General features: G+C 56.3%; 12 protein-coding genes and 1 pseudogene. 6 read left to right on the forward strand and 7 right to left on the reverse strand.

Annotation, left to right across the window (positions count from 1 at the left end):
- Positions 1 to 11: 11 nt before the first annotated feature.
- Positions 12 to 283, reverse strand: a pseudogene (locus G5332_RS15665) (hypothetical protein); the annotation flags it as partial.
- A 220-nt stretch (positions 284 to 503) separates the two neighbouring features.
- On the opposite strand from G5332_RS15665, the gene G5332_RS15670 reads away from it, so the two are divergent.
- From G5332_RS15670 to rplY, 5 genes are all read left to right on the forward strand, one after another.
- Complete coding sequence (locus G5332_RS15670) at positions 504 to 1,781, forward strand: HD domain-containing phosphohydrolase (protein ID WP_421230898.1); 1,278 nt, start codon at positions 504 to 506, stop codon at positions 1,779 to 1,781.
- Between the two features lie 121 nt (positions 1,782 to 1,902).
- Positions 1,903 to 2,322: a CBS domain-containing protein gene (locus G5332_RS15675; RefSeq protein ID WP_227342797.1), complete on the forward strand. Its 420-nt coding sequence runs from the start codon at positions 1,903 to 1,905 to the stop codon at positions 2,320 to 2,322.
- A 217-nt stretch (positions 2,323 to 2,539) separates the two neighbouring features.
- Positions 2,540 to 6,439 carry an ATP-dependent RNA helicase HrpA gene (gene hrpA / locus G5332_RS15680; protein ID WP_421249826.1) on the forward strand — a complete coding sequence of 1,300 codons (3,900 nt, stop codon included), beginning with the start codon at positions 2,540 to 2,542 and terminating at the stop codon, positions 6,437 to 6,439.
- A 95-nt stretch (positions 6,440 to 6,534) separates the two neighbouring features.
- Entirely contained in the window at positions 6,535 to 7,368 is an 834-nt protein-coding gene (locus tag G5332_RS15685; RefSeq protein ID WP_216953527.1) for a hypothetical protein, read from the forward strand.
- Positions 7,369 to 7,483: 115 nt separating this feature from the next.
- The gene (rplY, locus tag G5332_RS15690; RefSeq protein WP_005345280.1) at positions 7,484 to 7,771 is read left to right on the forward strand and encodes a 50S ribosomal protein L25; all 288 of its coding nucleotides are present in this window, start codon (positions 7,484 to 7,486) and stop codon (positions 7,769 to 7,771) included.
- 89 nt (positions 7,772 to 7,860) lie between these two features.
- On the opposite strand, the gene G5332_RS15695 is transcribed toward rplY, so the two are convergent.
- Positions 7,861 to 8,259, reverse strand: coding sequence for a MerR family transcriptional regulator (locus G5332_RS15695; protein ID WP_216953528.1), 399 nt, complete (start codon positions 8,257 to 8,259; stop codon positions 7,861 to 7,863).
- 122 nt (positions 8,260 to 8,381) lie between these two features.
- On the opposite strand from G5332_RS15695, the gene G5332_RS15700 reads away from it, so the two are divergent.
- Complete coding sequence (locus G5332_RS15700) at positions 8,382 to 9,545, forward strand: acetyl-CoA C-acyltransferase (protein ID WP_227342802.1); 1,164 nt, start codon at positions 8,382 to 8,384, stop codon at positions 9,543 to 9,545.
- Here G5332_RS15700 and G5332_RS15705 read toward each other — a convergent pair.
- The 5 genes from G5332_RS15705 to G5332_RS15725 form a co-directional block, all read right to left on the reverse strand.
- Positions 9,542 to 10,765 (reverse strand): EAL and HDOD domain-containing protein, encoded by a 1,224-nt coding sequence (locus G5332_RS15705; protein ID WP_216953530.1) that lies wholly within the window; start codon positions 10,763 to 10,765, stop codon positions 9,542 to 9,544. The two genes, G5332_RS15700 and G5332_RS15705, sit on opposite strands and share 4 nt — an antisense overlap.
- A gap of 116 nt (positions 10,766 to 10,881) precedes the next feature.
- The gene (locus tag G5332_RS15710) at positions 10,882 to 12,138 is read right to left on the reverse strand and encodes an OmpP1/FadL family transporter (RefSeq protein ID WP_227342804.1); all 1,257 of its coding nucleotides are present in this window, start codon (positions 12,136 to 12,138) and stop codon (positions 10,882 to 10,884) included.
- Positions 12,139 to 12,390: 252 nt separating this feature from the next.
- Positions 12,391 to 13,674, reverse strand: a complete 1,284-nt coding sequence (locus G5332_RS15715) for an outer membrane protein transport protein (protein ID WP_227342806.1) — start codon at positions 13,672 to 13,674, stop codon at positions 12,391 to 12,393.
- 402 nt (positions 13,675 to 14,076) lie between these two features.
- A complete protein-coding gene (locus G5332_RS15720; RefSeq protein WP_421249827.1) occupies positions 14,077 to 14,856 on the reverse strand; it encodes a DUF3379 domain-containing protein in 780 nt (259 codons plus the stop codon).
- On the reverse strand, positions 14,849 to 15,448 hold the full coding sequence (locus tag G5332_RS15725; protein WP_204479196.1) for a sigma-70 family RNA polymerase sigma factor: 600 nt from the start codon (positions 15,446 to 15,448) through the stop codon (positions 14,849 to 14,851). The genes G5332_RS15720 and G5332_RS15725 overlap by 8 nt, the downstream gene beginning before the upstream one ends.
- Positions 15,449 to 15,452 lie beyond the last annotated feature (4 nt).

The following is a 15,452-nucleotide window of genomic DNA, read 5'->3' on the forward strand; positions in this document are numbered from 1 at the left end:
ACTGCAGAAAATTAATGCCTGGTTGTACAGCTCAAAGATGTGATATCAACATGCACGATCTCTATTTGTTCTCGCTGGTCACCAAGACAGAAAACCAGATTGATGAAGACAGCATAACCTCTCGCCTGCTTTTCATATCTGAAACCTCTTCAGCCATCCGAAGCACCGCGCGACTGCATTTAGCTGCAATAACGAGCTTTGTTTAACACCAGTGTGCGGAACCTTATGGTGTCGCGACTGCTCGCACATGCTGTGCGATGACCGCTTTTATCCTTCTACGCCGGTTGGGTGTATCCCGGCAATCCCATCGAGCAGCAGGTCTTGTTCGCGTGAAAGAGGCCCGGTTGAGCGGTAGTAGGGATACAAGGGCTCTATAAGCCTCTTTGCACTGCTTTTTGCAAAACCGTGATGAGGTAAACCATGGGATTAATGACTAGATTTATCAGTAGCAAGGAGTAAAACGACACCCTTGCATCATCACAAAACAGCATGGGACAGGGATCATGAACAGAGCGCAGGAAGCCGGTTCGTGCTCGCTTCAGGTGGATCTCAGACAGGTCGTTTATGCCTTGTCTGCGTCACTGGATCTGGTAGGAATTGGCGATGTGGCCCATGGTAAACGGGTCGGGATCATGGCGGCCGAGTGTGGTCGGGTATTGGGGCTGGATACAGCTGAATGTTGTTTGTTGTTTGAGCTCGGCGTGCTGCACGATATTGGTGTCTCCTCGACCATCACCCATCACCATCTGGTTAGTGAGTTCGATTGGGAGTCCTCCCAGCGTCACTGCGAGGTAGGATATCAGCTGCTCAAGGATTTCCGCTTGCTGGCCCCGTTGGCACTGCCTATCCGTTATCATCATACCCACTGGCATCTCTTGCGCGAGATGGCCGATGTGGACCCCCAGGTTGCTCGTCAGGCCAACCTTATCTTTCTGGTGGATCGTTGCGATGCGCTGGCTGCCCCATTCTATGGCGATGGCTCATTGTTAATGCATACACACGAGATCCGTGCTCGCCTGCAGGATTGCCGTGACGAATTCTTTGCCACCGATCTGTTGGATGGTTTTCTCCAAGCCTCCCGCTCGGAGGCGTTCTGGTTGCAACTGGAGGCGCGAGCCATCAATGATTACATGCACGAGATGCTGAGGCAGCGGGAGTCCTGCATCACCGATAATGGTGAGCTAAAAGCGTTGGCCAGGATCTTCTCGGGTATCGTTGATGCCAAAAGTCCATTCACTATGACGCACTCCCTCGGAGTGAGCCGTCTTTCGCGTGCCCTGGCCGAGCGGCTGGGGGTTAGTAGTGTCCATTGTGACATGCTCGAAATTGCAGGGCTGTTGCATGATCTCGGCAAGTTGAGGGTTCCTGATGAAATATTGGACAAACCTGCCGGCTTGACGCCGGAGGAGCGGGCAATCATCAATACCCACAGTTTCGAAACCTACCAGATCCTGCGTCATATCGAAGGGTTTGAGGAGATAGCCTGCTGGGCGGCCTATCACCATGAGGAGCCTGACGGGGAGGGCTATCCGTTCCATCTGCCGGCATCCGCCATGGCGCTCGAAGCGCGCATCCTGCGGGTGGCCGATATTTTCCAGGCCATGGTGCAGGACAGACCTTATCGACGTGGGCTGCCTGCTCGTGATGCTCTGGCTTTTATGCATCAACTGGCGGCTCAGGGTCGGGTAGATCCTGTCGTGGTGGCGACGTTGGCGGATTATCTGCCACAGATGATGGCTGCGGCCATGCCGGCCAATGAAAACAGATATGCAATCGGTTGATGGGGGAGGAGAGGCTGACCCATCCGGCAGTGAGCCAGCTATGCTTGGAGCAAGCCGTGCGTGGTGCCGGTACTGACGCGCAAGACGCCAGCCTGATTGGACTATGGATAGGGGAATTGATATGGAATCGCTAAAAGCCAGGGATTATATGCAGAGCAGACCTATAACCTTCACTGCAGACATGATGGTGCAGGCTGCGGTCGAGAAATTTTTGAACAGTCATCAGTTGGGAGGGCCAGTGGTGGATGGGCAGGGACACTTGATCGGCTGGATCTCCGAGCAGGATTGCATTGCAGTGATGCTCAAGGAAGCTTATCACTGTGAGCAGGTCGCTCAGGTCAAGGATGTGATGCGCAAGGAGGTACTGACTGTTGAGCCAGATACCAGCATCCTCACCCTGGCGGAGATGATGATGGGACAGAAACCCAAGATCTATCCGGTGGTGGAGGAGGGCAGGCTGCTCGGGGTAATCAATCGCCATAATGTGATGCAGGCTATCCATGCCCAGTTGACCACCTGTTTTGTACACAATCACGGCTAAGGGCTGACCGGATGCAACATGCAACAGAAGCAGGCCAATGGCCTGCTTCATTGTTTTGGGAGATGGTGCGTTCACCCATCCGTAGCCTGGTATGGAGGCTAATTTGCCTCTCCAGTGTCTCATGTTAAGGCTTGCACCTGCTGTCTGTGCTCTTTAGGATCTCCCCCAGCTATCGATATGGCCCCCTTGTCGGGCACTCTTTTAAGGAATTCGTACCTTGTCTCTCTCTATCGAGGCGCTGCGCCGCCGTCTCTCTGCCTGCATGAACCTCGACGCCCGCCGTCTCTCCAGCCGTCTGCACGGTGCCAAGAAGTTGCCCGAGGGCAAACAGGCTGCGGTACTCGAGACCATTGCCGCCGATCTGGATGCGGCGCAGGCGCGTTACCAGTCCCGTTTGGCGGGCGTACCCAAGGTCACCTATCCGGACAACTTGCCGGTCAGTCAGAAGCAGGCGGAGATCGCCAAAGCCATTGAAGAGCATCAAGTGGTGATCATCGCCGGCGAAACCGGCTCGGGCAAAACCACCCAGATCCCCAAGATCTGTCTGGCGCTGGGGCGCGGGGTGAAGGGCTTCATCGGCCACACCCAGCCGCGTCGTCTGGCGGCCCGCACTGTGGCGGCCCGTATTGCCGAGGAGATGGAGTCCGAACTCGGTCACTACGTGGGTTACAAGGTGCGCTTTACCGATCAGGTTAGCGAGCAGACCCATATCAAGCTGATGACCGACGGTATCCTGCTGGCCGAGATCCAGAACGACCGGATGCTCACCCAGTACGACACCATCATCATCGATGAGGCCCACGAGCGCAGCCTCAATATCGACTTCATCCTGGGCTATCTCAAGCAACTGCTGCCCAAGCGCCCGGATCTCAAGGTGATCATCACCTCGGCCACTATCGACCCGCAACGCTTCTCCCGCCATTTCAACAAGGCGCCGGTGATAGAGGTCTCTGGCCGCACCTATCCGGTAGAGGTGCGCTACCGCCCGCTCACCAGTGATAAAAGTGAAGGGCTGGAAGAGCGCGATGAGCTGCAGGGGATTTTCGATGCGGTGGAAGAGCTGGCTAGAGAAGGTTTAGGAGACATCCTCATCTTCATGAACGGTGAGCGGGAGATCCGCGATACCGCCGATGCCTTGCGCAAGCTCAACCTGCGCGATACTGAGGTGCTGCCGCTCTACGCCCGCCTCTCCAACGCAGAGCAGAACAAGGTGTTCCAGCAACACGCCGGACGGCGGATCGTGCTGGCTACCAACGTGGCGGAGACCTCGTTGACGGTGCCAGGCATTCGTTACGTCATTGACCCGGGCACTGCCCGTATCAGTCGCTACTCCTGGCGCACCAAGGTGCAGCGCCTGCCCATCGAGCCGGTTTCCCAGGCCAGTGCCAACCAGCGTAAGGGTCGTTGCGGTCGGGTGGCGGACGGTATCTGTATCCGTCTCTACTCCGAGGAGGATTTCAACGGCCGTCCGGCCTTTACCGACCCCGAGATCCTGCGCACTAACCTGGCCTCCGTCATCCTGCAGATGCTGGCGCTCGGCCTTGGCAATATGGAGGCCTTCCCCTTCGTCGAGCCGCCGGAGTCACGCCATATCAAGGACGGCCTGACCCTATTGAAAGAGCTGGAGGCGGTGCGCGAGCTGCCCGCCACCGGCGATCGTGAAGCCAAACTGCAGCTGACCGATATCGGTCGCCAGCTCTCGCGCATCCCCCTTGATCCGCGTTTGGCGAAGATGGTGATCAGCGCGGCGCAGACCGGCTGCCTGAGCGAGGTGATGGTGATCACGGCCGCTCTCAGCATTCAGGATCCTCGCGAGCGGCCCATGGAGAAGAAGCAGGCCGCCGACGAGCAGCACAGACGCTTTGAGGACAAGGAGTCCGACTTCCTCGCCTTCGTCAATCTGTGGAATTACCTGAAAGAGCAGCAGGATGCCCTTGGCAGCAATCCGTTCCGCCGCATGTGCCAGAAGGAGTTTCTCTCCTACCTGCGGGTGCGCGAATGGCAGGACATCCACTTCCAGCTGCGTCAGACGGTCAAGGAGCTTGGTTTTAAAGCCAACCATGAACCGGCGGATTTCAAGACGGTGCACTGCGCCCTGCTGACCGGCCTCTTGAGCCATATCGGCAACAAGGATCTGGAAAAGCCCGAATTCCTCGGCGCCCGCAACGGCCGTTTCCACCTGTTCCCGGCCTCGGGTCTGTTCAAGAAGCCGCCCAAGTGGGTGATGGCTGCAGAATTGGTGGAGACCTCGCGCCTCTACGCTCGCATCAACGCCAAGATTGAACCCGAGTGGGTGGAGCCGCTGGCAGGTCACCTCATCAAGCTGCACCACAGCGACCCCCACTGGTCGAAGAAAAATGGCGCCGTGATGGCCAAGGAGAAGGTGACGCTTTATGGCCTGACCCTGGTCAACGAGCGCACTATTAACTTCAGCCGTATCGACCCGGCGCTGTGCCGTGAGCTGTTTATCCGCCGCGCCCTGGTGGAGGGGGATTTCGAGACCCGTCACCGCTTCTTCAGCGACAACCGCAAGCTCTTGGCCGAGGTGGAGGCGCTGGAGCACAAGTCCCGTCGGCGCGACATCCTGGTGGATGACGAGGATCTGTTCCGCTTCTACGATGCCCGCTTGCCAGAGGAGGTGATCTCTGCTCGCCATTTCGACAAGTGGTGGAAAGAGGTGCAAAAGCAGGACGCCGAGCTGCTCAACTTCGAGAAAGAGATGTTGATGAAGGGGGATGCGGCCCACATCAGCGATCTCGACTACCCCAACTTCTGGCAGCAGGGGCGCCTCAAGCTCAAGTTGACCTATCAGTTCGAGCCGGGGGAGGCGGCAGATGGTGTGACCCTGCATATTCCGCTGCCGCTCCTGAATCAGGTAGAGGTAAAGGGGTTCGAGTGGCTGATCCCCGGGCTGCGCCACGAGCTGTTGGTGGCCCTCATCAAGTCGATGCCAAAGCCGATGCGCAAGAACTTCGTGCCGGCGCCCAACTATGCCGATGCACTGCTCGCCAGTATCAACCCCGAGCAGGGGCCGCTCTTGGACGAGATGGAGCGCCAGCTGCGCCGAATGACTGGTGTGACCGTGCCCCGTGAATCCTGGGACTGGGCTGCGGTGCCCGATCACCTGAAACTCACCTTCCGGGTGGTGGACGATAAACACAAGAAGGTGGCGGAAGGGAAAGATCTGGAGGCCTTAAAGGAGTCGCTGCGCGGCAAGGTGCAGGAGACCCTGTCACAAGTGGCGGACGATGACATCGAGCAGTCCGGCCTCACTCTGTGGAGCTTTGGTGAATTGCCTCAGGAGTACAGCCAGAAGCGCGGTGGCTTCGAGGTGAAAGCCTATCCGGCGTTGGTAGACGAGAAGGATTCGGTCGCCATCCAGCTGGTGGAGAGTCCGGTGGTGCAGCAGCAGCTGATGTGGGCGGGCCAGCGCCGGCTGGTGCTGCTCAACGTGCCATCTCCCATCAAGTATCTGCAGGAGAAGCTGCCCAACAAGGCCAAGCTCGGGCTCTATTTCAACCCGTTTGGCAAGGTGGCGGAGCTGATTGATGACTGTATCGCCTGTGGCTGCGACAAGCTGATCGAACAGCATGGCGGGCTGGCTTGGGACGAGGCCGGTTTCGAGGCGCTCAAGGAGTTTGTCCGCGCCGAGCTCAACGATGCGGTAGTGGAGGTGGCCAAGCAGGTGGAAGCCGTGCTGACGCTCTCCCATGAGATCAAGAAGCGGCTCAAGGGGAAGATGCAGCTCGACACCGCTTTTGCCATGTCGGATATCCAGCAGCAGCTCGGCAACCTTATCCACAAAGGCTTTGTCACCGAGACCGGCTGGCAGCGGTTGCCTGATTTGCTGCGTTACCTGCGGGCCATCGAGCGACGTCTGGAGAAGCTGGCCATCGATTCCAACCGGGATCGGGTCTACATGCTCAAGGTGCACAGTGTGGAGTCGGAGTACAAGGCGCTGCTGGCCAAGATCCCCAAATCCCAGCTGGTGCCCACCGAGGTGGCCAATATCCGCTGGATGATCGAGGAGCTGCGGGTGTCGTTCTTCGCCCAGAATCTGGGCACCCCTTATCCGGTCTCCGATAAACGGGTGCTTAACGCCATCGCTCAGTGCTAAGCTGCTATCTAACTGTTTTAACAGCATGATAGCGCGTGATAAGAAGGGGTTGCCGGTCAGGTAGCCCCTTCAAACCGCAAGTCAGGGAGGCAAGGATGCTGGGGGTCTGGTTGAGTGTGGCGCAGGTGGTGATCAGCGGTTATCAACCCATTGCGGAACAAACCTGGGTGCAGTTGAACCCGGAATATTACCCGCTGGCGCGCACGCCACCAGCGATGTTTGTGGCCTGGCGTGGCAATCAGTTTCCGCCGCTGGCCCAAAAGCAGAAGCATGGTCGCTGGCAGATCCTCTTTCCCGCTCGGCTGGTCCCCCCTTTCGATCTGTTCGAGGGGGAGGCGCAGCTCTCCAAAACCTATCTGGCAAGACTGCGGCGCATCGACGAGATGGCTTACGGGGTCGCCCCCGGCCAGGTCGCTGCAACCGTGCAGCATGGCAGTGTTTCACCTTTTGAGCCATCGCAACCCATAGCGCCCTTTATCGCCGAGTTCAACGTTCCTCGTGCCATGCCGGTTCAGTTGGCGGTCGCCCCCCGCTACGAAGCAGAGCCATTGCTGGCGTTGCTTGGTGCCGCAGTTGGCGAGAGGGGGAGTCGCAGTGATGGTCTGCTGGCGGCCAGCGTGTCATCTGATAGCACCACACTGACACTCTCTGCGCCGGCGGTTGGCGAGGGGCGCTCAGTGTGCCATCGGGTCGCGGCGGGTGAGACGCTGTGGCGCATCGCCAATCAGCTATCCAGCAGGGTGGGGGCAGATACTTACAGCTATCTGCTGGCCTTGGCCGCAGAAAACAGGGCGGGCCTCGGTAACAGTATCCGGGTCAAAACCGGGGAGGGGCTCTACTGTCCTCGCGCCGAGACGCTTGCGCAGTTTGATGCGTTGAGTCCGGCCCAGCGGCAACAGCAATTTGCTCGTCTTGAGCAGGGGCGTTAAAGCGCGGGATGAGCCTTGTATCCGCTATTGGCCCATGGTAGTATTCGCGCTCGTTTTGCGAGGTGCTGACCGGTCGCAGTTTGCACCATACATTCCTTTAAAAGAGATACATACTATGTCTTTCGTATTCCAAGCTGAAGTCCGTTCTGACCTGGGGAAAGGTGCGAGCCGCCGCCTGCGTCAAGCTGACCAAGTTCCTGCCATCGTTTACGGTGCAGGCAAAGAAGCCCAGTCCATCACTGTTGACCACAAGAAATTCATCCTGGCCCAAGAAAAGCCGGAATTCTATGAGTCCGTACTGACTCTGGTTATCAACGGCGAAGAAGTTAACGTGAAAGTGAAAGCTATCCAGCGTCACCCGGTACGTTACAAGCTGGTTCACCTGGACTTCGTTCGCGTTTAATCACGAACCGTCAGGTAGCAGAAAAGCCACTCTCAGGAGTGGCTTTTTGTTATCTGAAGCATGAGAAGGGGATCTCACGGCCCCCTTCTTTAACGACCCAGTTGCTGCAATGCCTGTTGACAGCGCCGCTCCGCGGCATCCAGCTCCAGCAGCACCATCCTGATATCTTCCATCTGCTGCTGCAGCGTCTCCCGCTTCTCGGTAACCAGCCCGAGCATGGTTTGCAGCTGGGTGCGGCTGCTCTTGTCGGCATCATAAAGATCAAACAACTCCCGGATCTCGGCCAGACTGAAACCGAGCCGCTTACCACGCAGGGTCAACTTGAGACGAACCCGATCCTGCTTGCTGTAGATGCGGGTCTGCCCTTCTCTGGCGGGATTGAGTAACCCTTGATCCTCATAGAAACGGATGCTACGCGTCGTAATATCAAATTCCCGAGCCAGTTCACTGATGCTGTAGCTCCGGGCTTCATCCTTGTTTTTGTTCATATAAACTTCTTGGCGAGCTAAATCCTGCTGGCACCTTACCTAAACGTAAACTGCACTGCAACTCTTGTTCCCATGGCATAGAAAACCTATGTTATGACCAGGTAACTAAAAGAGGCGGGCAAATGGATATTGCAATTGTGGCGGCAAAACGTACGCCAATGGGGGCGTTTCAAGGGGCACTGGCAGAGGTGGCGGCCCCGGAGCTGGGGGCCTGTGCCATTGCCGCTGCGTTGGTACAGGGCGGGCTTGTTCCCGAGCAGATCGATGAAGTGTTTATGGGCAATGTGCTCTCGGCAGGTGTGGGACAAGCGCCGGCAAGGCAGGCGATGTTAAAAGCGGGATTGCCAGAGAGTGTGCCTGCTACCACGGTCAACAAGGTGTGTGGCTCCGGCATGAAGGCGGTGATGCTGGCGGCAGATTCCCTTCGTCTGGGCGATAACAAGGTTGTGGTGGCTGGGGGGATGGAGAGCATGAGCAGGGCCCCCTATCTGCTGGATAATGCCCGCAATGGTTTTCGGATGGGCCATCAACAGCTGTTTGATCACCTTTTCCTCGACGGATTGCAGGATGCCTATGATGGCCAGTTGATGGGAATACACGCCCAGCGCAGCGCCGATCATGCCAGTTTGACCCGCATTGCCATGGATGAGTTTGCCCTTGCGTCGTTGCAGCGTGCCCGCGCTGCGCAGCAAGCCGGCGCGTTTGCATCCGAGCTGGCAAGTGTCTATCGCGGTGATCGCTTGTTGCTGGCCGAAGACGAACAACCGGGCAAAGGGAGGCCGGAGAAGATCCCGACCCTGAAGCCTGCATTTGGTAAAGATGGCACCATTACGGCGGCCAATTCGAGCTCCATCTCGGACGGCGCGGCGGCGCTGATATTGATGGATGGTGCCACTGCGCAAGCTTGGCAGGTACCTGTACTGGCGCGGATCGTCGGTTATCAGAGCCATGCGGCATTGCCGGCCGAGTTCACTTCCGCTCCCGTTGGCGCAATATCCAGACTGCTGGCTCGTCTCGACTGGTCAGTGGATGAGGTTGACCTGTTCGAAGTCAACGAAGCCTTTGCCATGGTCACCATGCTGGCCATGAGCGGGTGCGGGATCCCCCATCACAAGGTGAATGTTCATGGTGGCGCCTGCGCATTGGGTCACCCGCTTGGCGCGAGTGGAGCACGTATTCTGGTGACGCTGATCTCGGCATTGAGGTTGCGGAGAGGGAGACGAGGCATTGCGTCTCTTTGTATCGGTGGCGGAGAGGCGACCGCTATTGCGGTAGAGATCCCTTAATCGCCGGTATCCATCGCTTGCAGTTGCTCGTTCACCCAGGTCGTTGCCGCGAGATAAAGGTGGCTTACCTTATCTTCATTCAACCCCAGGCGGGCTGTTCGGGCCGTGACTTTGGGCCAGTTGGCATTCTCGTAGTCTTCACAAAATGCGAGATAGAAACCGAGAGTGCCTTTGCGCTCGAGCAGCGCCAGCCGGATATCCTCGATCAGGGGGATAGTCCCCAGCAGCTTGTCCATCGGCTGCTCCATAAGCACATCCAGTAGCGAAAAGAGACCGGTGATAAACGCTTGCTGAGCCTGCAGGGTCGGCGCATGGGTATGCGCCAGCAACTCGCAGAAACGGGCACGGATCATCGACATCTGGTAGAGCTCGGCACTTTTCCCCTTGCCTGCACTGGTCGCAGCCACCAGTGAAACAAAACGCTTTAGCTGGGTATTGCCCAAGTATATCGCAGCCTGGCGAAACGAGGAGATGGGGTTGGCATGGCCTTTGAGATGATTGACATAGCGCAGCAACTTGAGTGACAGAGAGATATCCTGGCTGAGCAGTTGCTCGATCTTGTTGATATCGGGTTCTGTCTCGTTGACCACATTGAGCAACTGCATGACCACGACCTGGGCGGGCTCCATAGTGGCTTGTTTGACCATCTCGGGGCGGCTGAAGAAAAAGCCCTGAAACAGCTGGATCCCCAGCTTTTTGGCTCGTTCGAACTCAGCCTTGTCCTCAACTTTTTCTGCCAGATAGGTGAGTCCCAGCGCCTGATGGCGCTTGATGAACACCCTGATCTGCAACAGGGGCGTGTCACGCAGATCAAACTTGATGATGTGGATAAACGGGAGGAAGCGCTCCCAATCCGGCGACATGGTGAAGTCATCGAGTGCCAGCTGATAGCCCAGTTTGTGCAACTGCTTCACCTTTTCCAGCAGGGCATCATCCGGAGGGGCATCCTCCAGAATTTCGATCACCACCTTTTCGGGTGGCAGGCACTCGGCCAGTCCTTCCAGTAACAGTGAGTGGGGAAAATTGATAAAGCAGGGGCGGCCACCCAACAGCTGATCGATATTCTGTTGCAGAAACTGCTCGACCACCAACCGGGAGGTGGCTTGTTGTGAGGAGATGCTCGGGAAGACATTATTCAGGCTATCGCGAAAGAGCAGCTCATAGGCATGGGTATTGAGGTCTCTGTCGAGGATCGGCTGTCTGGCTACGTAGGAATACATGCCTTGCTCCAGTATGGGTACTGGGTTGATTTTATGGTGTTGCAGAACACTATGCCAGTTTTGACCCTGTTCGGTAAGGCAATAATTGGCATAGTGTTTTTCTGCAGGGAGGGAACTTAGAAGAGATAACTCATTTGGGCGCCAGCCAGCCAGGCATCTCCCTCGGAGGTGCCCTGGAAGGTGGAGGTGCTCTGCGGGTTGCCCGGTTGCAACTCCATTTTTTCAGTAACATCAACCTTCTTGCCATCGATCAGGGTTAACCCCAGATCCATGGTCAGGTTGGGGGTGAACTGATAACCCATCCCCAGGCTGTACCAGATCCGGTCGGCATCAGGAATGGAGATAGTACGGCGATCCGCTGGTACCGGGCTCGCATCGTAAGCAACTCCCGAGCGCAGCTGCCACTGGGGAGTCAGTTGATAGGTCATCCCGATCGCATAGCGCCAGCTATCTTCCCAGTGTTCATCCTTGATATGCATGTTGGGCAGTGTATCCAGATCGGCTTCCAGCTGGACAAATTTGCTCCAGTTGGTCCAGTTCAGGCTGCCATGGATCGCCAGTTTTTCGGTCAGCTGGTGAAATGCAGCAAGCTCTGCCGTTGCGGGTAGCGGAAGATCCAGAGAACCTGTGTCTTTTAGCTCCTTGCCGTTGGGCAGGCCAAGAATGGCATCACCCGAGAGTGTCAAATTGACATCGTGGCGGTATGAGAGCCCAATCCGGGTTTGCTCCGACAACTCCAGCAAGGTGCCGACATTCCAGCCCCATGCCCAGCCATCCCCTTGCAGATGTTTTGCTATCAGATTGCGAGAGGGGAAGGTGCCACCGACTTCGCCCTCGCCCTGAATAGCAGAGATCCCTGCGCCAATTGACCACATCTCATTGATGCGATAGGCAAGAGAGGTTCCCAAATCCATGGTCTTGATATCGGAAACATTGCCAAAGTGGCCGGCACTGTAGTTATCCGGCATCTTGATGCCAAGACCATAGTAAGAGGTGGCCGAGAAGCCGAGGCGCCACTGCTCATTCAGCGGGATGATGAGATAGGCGTTGGGCACCCAGGCCGAGGCCGCGATATCGTGTGCACTCGCATCGGAGGTGACGATGCCGGCTTGCGTCGGCAAACGTGTGTGGCCTTCGATATTGACGTCAGGGCTGACATAGATAGCTCCGCCAGACAGCGCCATCTGATCGAAACGGGTCATGGCTGCGGCATTGCGGGAGAGTACGCTGGCGTTATCCGCAATGGCGGCTTCACCGGCAAAAGCGCGTCCCAGGCCCGTGGCGGATTGTTCAGCCAGCTGGAACCCGGCGGCATGGGTTTGACCCGCGATCACCAGCAGGGCGATGGCGGACGGTTTGATGATGGAATGCATGGGAAAATCCTTGCTGTTACCCGAGGTTTCAATAGGTCATATGGATGGAGGCAGGATTTTATATGGTATGACCAGTAAGGCAACGCTCATGGTGGTTATCCGGAGAAAACAAGATTTAATGCTGGGATGATGTAGTCTAATAGCTTGATTGAAAAAGAAAAATAAACACGTGTGTGCTACAGCTGTGCGCTGAAACTGTTTTTTCGGATAAAAAAAGAGCGCCTGTCGGCGCTCTTTTCGGTGGCGTTCTAATCAGAACTTCATATTGAACTGGGCAGAGGCCAGGAAGGCATTGCCGTGGGAGGAGCCTTTCCAACGCAGAGGGTCTGAGTGGTTACGCAGACCTTCGTTGACATCAACCTCTTTACCGTCCAGATAGGCCATACCAAAGTCAATGCTCATATCAGTATTGATATGGTAGGTCGCGCCAGCGCTATACCAGACACGGTCAGAATCCGGGATGCTCAGGCTGCGGTATTCGGGCTCGATTGGGCTGTTGTCATAAGCAAAGCCAATACGCGCTTCCCAAGCCGGGTTGATATACCAGGTACCGCCGATTGAGTAACGAGTAGAGTCTTTAAACTTCTCATCCTTTTGCAGACATACGCCGCCAGCGCATTGGCCGCTGGTTGCTTTCAGCTCCTGGAAGGCACTCCAGTCAGTCCAGTTGACAGAGTAGTGAACGGCGAATTGCTGATTCAAACGGTGATAACCGGCAAACTCGGCCTGAGCAGGGAGATCCAGTTTCAGATTGCCATCAACAGTGCGGTTCCCTGAAGTGAGCCCCTGGAAGTCACCATCAAAGCTCATATCGACCTGTGAACGGTAGGTCAGAGCAAAGCGATGGTTCTCATTGACTTCGTACAGAGTGCCAACGTTCCAGCCAAAGCCCCAGGTATCGCCTTTCAGGTGAGCCAAGCGAGTATCTGTTGCCAGCGGGCCACCCTGGCTCGGTGGGTTCAGCGGACCCAGCAGACCAGCATAGCGGTTGAGTTCGGCAGCACCGTAAACGGCGTTGATACCGGCACCCACACTGAAGTGCTCATTGATGCGATAGGCGATGTTCGGGTTGATATTGAGAGTCATCAGTTCAGTATCACCGGCACCGGCACCAGCCGGGAAGGTTTTGGAGTACTCGGTAGATAGCCCGTAATTTGAGAAGAGGCCGATACCCCAAGCCCACTGGTCATTCAGCGGCTGAATAAAATAAGCGGCAGGAACGAATGCTGACGGAGCAATACCTGATTCGCTGGCAGGAACTGTACCCAGAGGCGTAGCAACGCTGCCATTCACATCGACATCCGGCTTGATGTAGGTGCCGGAGACAGAAACCGCCATCTTGTCGAAGGTGGTCATGGCAGCCGGGTTACGGGCCAGCACGGAGGCGTTGTCGGCGATAGCCGCTTCACCGGCATAGGCGCGACCCAGACCGGAGGCCGAGTGCTCGTTCAACTGGAATGCCGCGGCATGGACTTGACCGGTGGCCAGCGCGATGGTGGCGGCAATCAGGCTCTTCTTGAAAATAGTTGTCGTCATGGTGTTCTCTCTTGTAGGCAGATTTTTTTGCCGATATTGGCTGCACGTTCAATGCAAACCTCGACAAAATCCGTTTTTATTTCAGCTTCTTCCCAATCAATTCTGGCGTGATTCTATGGATCTGGTAGGAGGTAAGAAATCAGACCAGTGACAGCAGAATACATAAAAGTGATCGACGTGTTAATCATTTGTTTTAACTTGCTGTTTAATTCATCATTTTCAGGGTCTAAAGGCGGAATATTGACCTGGATTGCCGATCTCCGTCACAAAAATAATTTTGTCAATTTTTCGAAATCTTGAGGCAAATGAGTGACAAAGGGGAGTAAACAGGGAGGGAACAGGCAGCGTCTCGTGACCGCCGCCTGCTATTGAGGATGGCTCTGAGGTTGTTAACCAGCGATGTTAAATGTCCCACTGCAGACGTGACTGCAGGGCGTTGGCAACAGGGGCAAGTGGCTCTTTCATCTCGCCAATCAGTACCATATTGGCGCCTTTGAGCTGGACTATCTCCCCTTTGAGGGTGCCATCATCAAAGGTGTCCTGTTGCAGGGTTAATGGCACATGTTTGGGCACTAAAAAGAGAGTGACTGGCCCCATCTTTCCCTGGATCACCATGTGCAAGGCCGGTCCCTGATAAAACGAGCAGTGATTGACATAGGTCACCTTAAGCCCATCCATCCCGCTTAAGGTGGCGCCATACTTCTCCATCTTGGCATTGATGCTATGCAGATTGACCTGCTCATCGACACCTTCAATAAAGGGTTCTTCACCATAGACATGAGCCATCGCCACCTGTGCGAGGGAGAGGGCCGCAGGAGCCGTTTCTGGCAGCGTGATCCAGCGGGTGCTCATTCCCAGCAGGAAGGCGACCGATGCAGCCAGGGCGATCTGGCGCCAGGATGTCGATGTCCGGATCTTGACCGGTGCCGTGCCAAGGGGGCGGGATGGCGGCATATCATCTGGCGCGTCACTGTCTTGCAGCATGGCTTGCCTGAGCAGGATCCGCTCGGCCAGTCCGGCGGGAACCTCTACCTGCATGGTGCGCTTGAGGCTTCTGTCGAACTGCTTCATCTCGTCGAGGTAGTTCCGATTGGCCTGGCTTGCTTGAGCAGTTTTGAGAAAGTCCGGTTGTTGATCGTTGGGCTGGATCATGGCGTTGCGGCGAAATTCGAGTTCATCCATGTCCGTGTCCTCTTGCTTGGTTCTTCTGCTCCATCGCCTCCTTGATCTGGTTGCGGGCGCGAAACAGTCGGGTCATAACGGTGTTCTTGTTGAGGCCGAGCATCTCGGCAATCTCCTCACCACTGAATCCTCCCACGACTTGCAGCAGCAGTGGCTCCTGATACTCCTCGGGCAACCGGGCGATGTGACGGTGCAACCACTCGTTCTCCATCTCCTGTTCGCTGTGCAGCGCATCGTGCTGGGGTTGAGGGTGATCGTCGAGATCAATCAGTTCCAGCTGTTTGCGTTCAAAGCGGCGGGCGTTTTCCCGTCTGAGGATGGTGATCAGCCACCCTTTGGCTGCCTTGTCATCCTGCAGGGTGTCGATAGCCTTCCATGCTCGCAGAAAGGTCTCTTGCACCAGATCTTCCGCTACGTTGGGATCCCGGGTCAGCCAGTAGGCATACCGGTATAGATCGCCGTGCAGCGCATGAACCAGTGCTTCAAATTTGGTTTGTTTGTCAGCCATGGGATCAGAGACCGGCGAAATGGCCGGATCATTTCCACCAATATGCTGCTGAGCACGTTTTTTTCTAAAAAACAGCAGTGCCATAGAG

Source organism: Aeromonas sp. 603757, assembly GCF_049171255.1.
GTDB classification, from domain to species: domain Bacteria; phylum Pseudomonadota; class Gammaproteobacteria; order Enterobacterales; family Aeromonadaceae; genus Aeromonas; species Aeromonas veronii_A.

Coding starts and splice junctions, on each gene's coding strand:
- G5332_RS15670 (WP_421230898.1), top strand. CDS start 504: ATGAACAGAGCGCAGGAAGCCGGTTCGTGCTCGCTTCAGGTGGATCTC.
- G5332_RS15675 (WP_227342797.1), top strand. CDS start 1,903: ATGGAATCGCTAAAAGCCAGGGATTATATGCAGAGCAGACCTATAACC.
- G5332_RS15685 (WP_216953527.1), top strand. CDS start 6,535: ATGCTGGGGGTCTGGTTGAGTGTGGCGCAGGTGGTGATCAGCGGTTAT.
- rplY (WP_005345280.1), top strand. CDS start 7,484: ATGTCTTTCGTATTCCAAGCTGAAGTCCGTTCTGACCTGGGGAAAGGT.
- G5332_RS15695 (WP_216953528.1), bottom strand. CDS start 8,259: ATGAACAAAAACAAGGATGAAGCCCGGAGCTACAGCATCAGTGAACTG.
- G5332_RS15700 (WP_227342802.1), top strand. CDS start 8,382: ATGGATATTGCAATTGTGGCGGCAAAACGTACGCCAATGGGGGCGTTT.
- G5332_RS15705 (WP_216953530.1), bottom strand. CDS start 10,765: ATGTATTCCTACGTAGCCAGACAGCCGATCCTCGACAGAGACCTCAAT.
- G5332_RS15710 (WP_227342804.1), bottom strand. CDS start 12,138: ATGCATTCCATCATCAAACCGTCCGCCATCGCCCTGCTGGTGATCGCG.
- G5332_RS15715 (WP_227342806.1), bottom strand. CDS start 13,674: ATGACGACAACTATTTTCAAGAAGAGCCTGATTGCCGCCACCATCGCG.
- G5332_RS15720 (WP_421249827.1), bottom strand. CDS start 14,856: ATGGATGAACTCGAATTTCGCCGCAACGCCATGATCCAGCCCAACGAT.
- G5332_RS15725 (WP_204479196.1), bottom strand. CDS start 15,448: ATGGCACTGCTGTTTTTTAGAAAAAAACGTGCTCAGCAGCATATTGGT.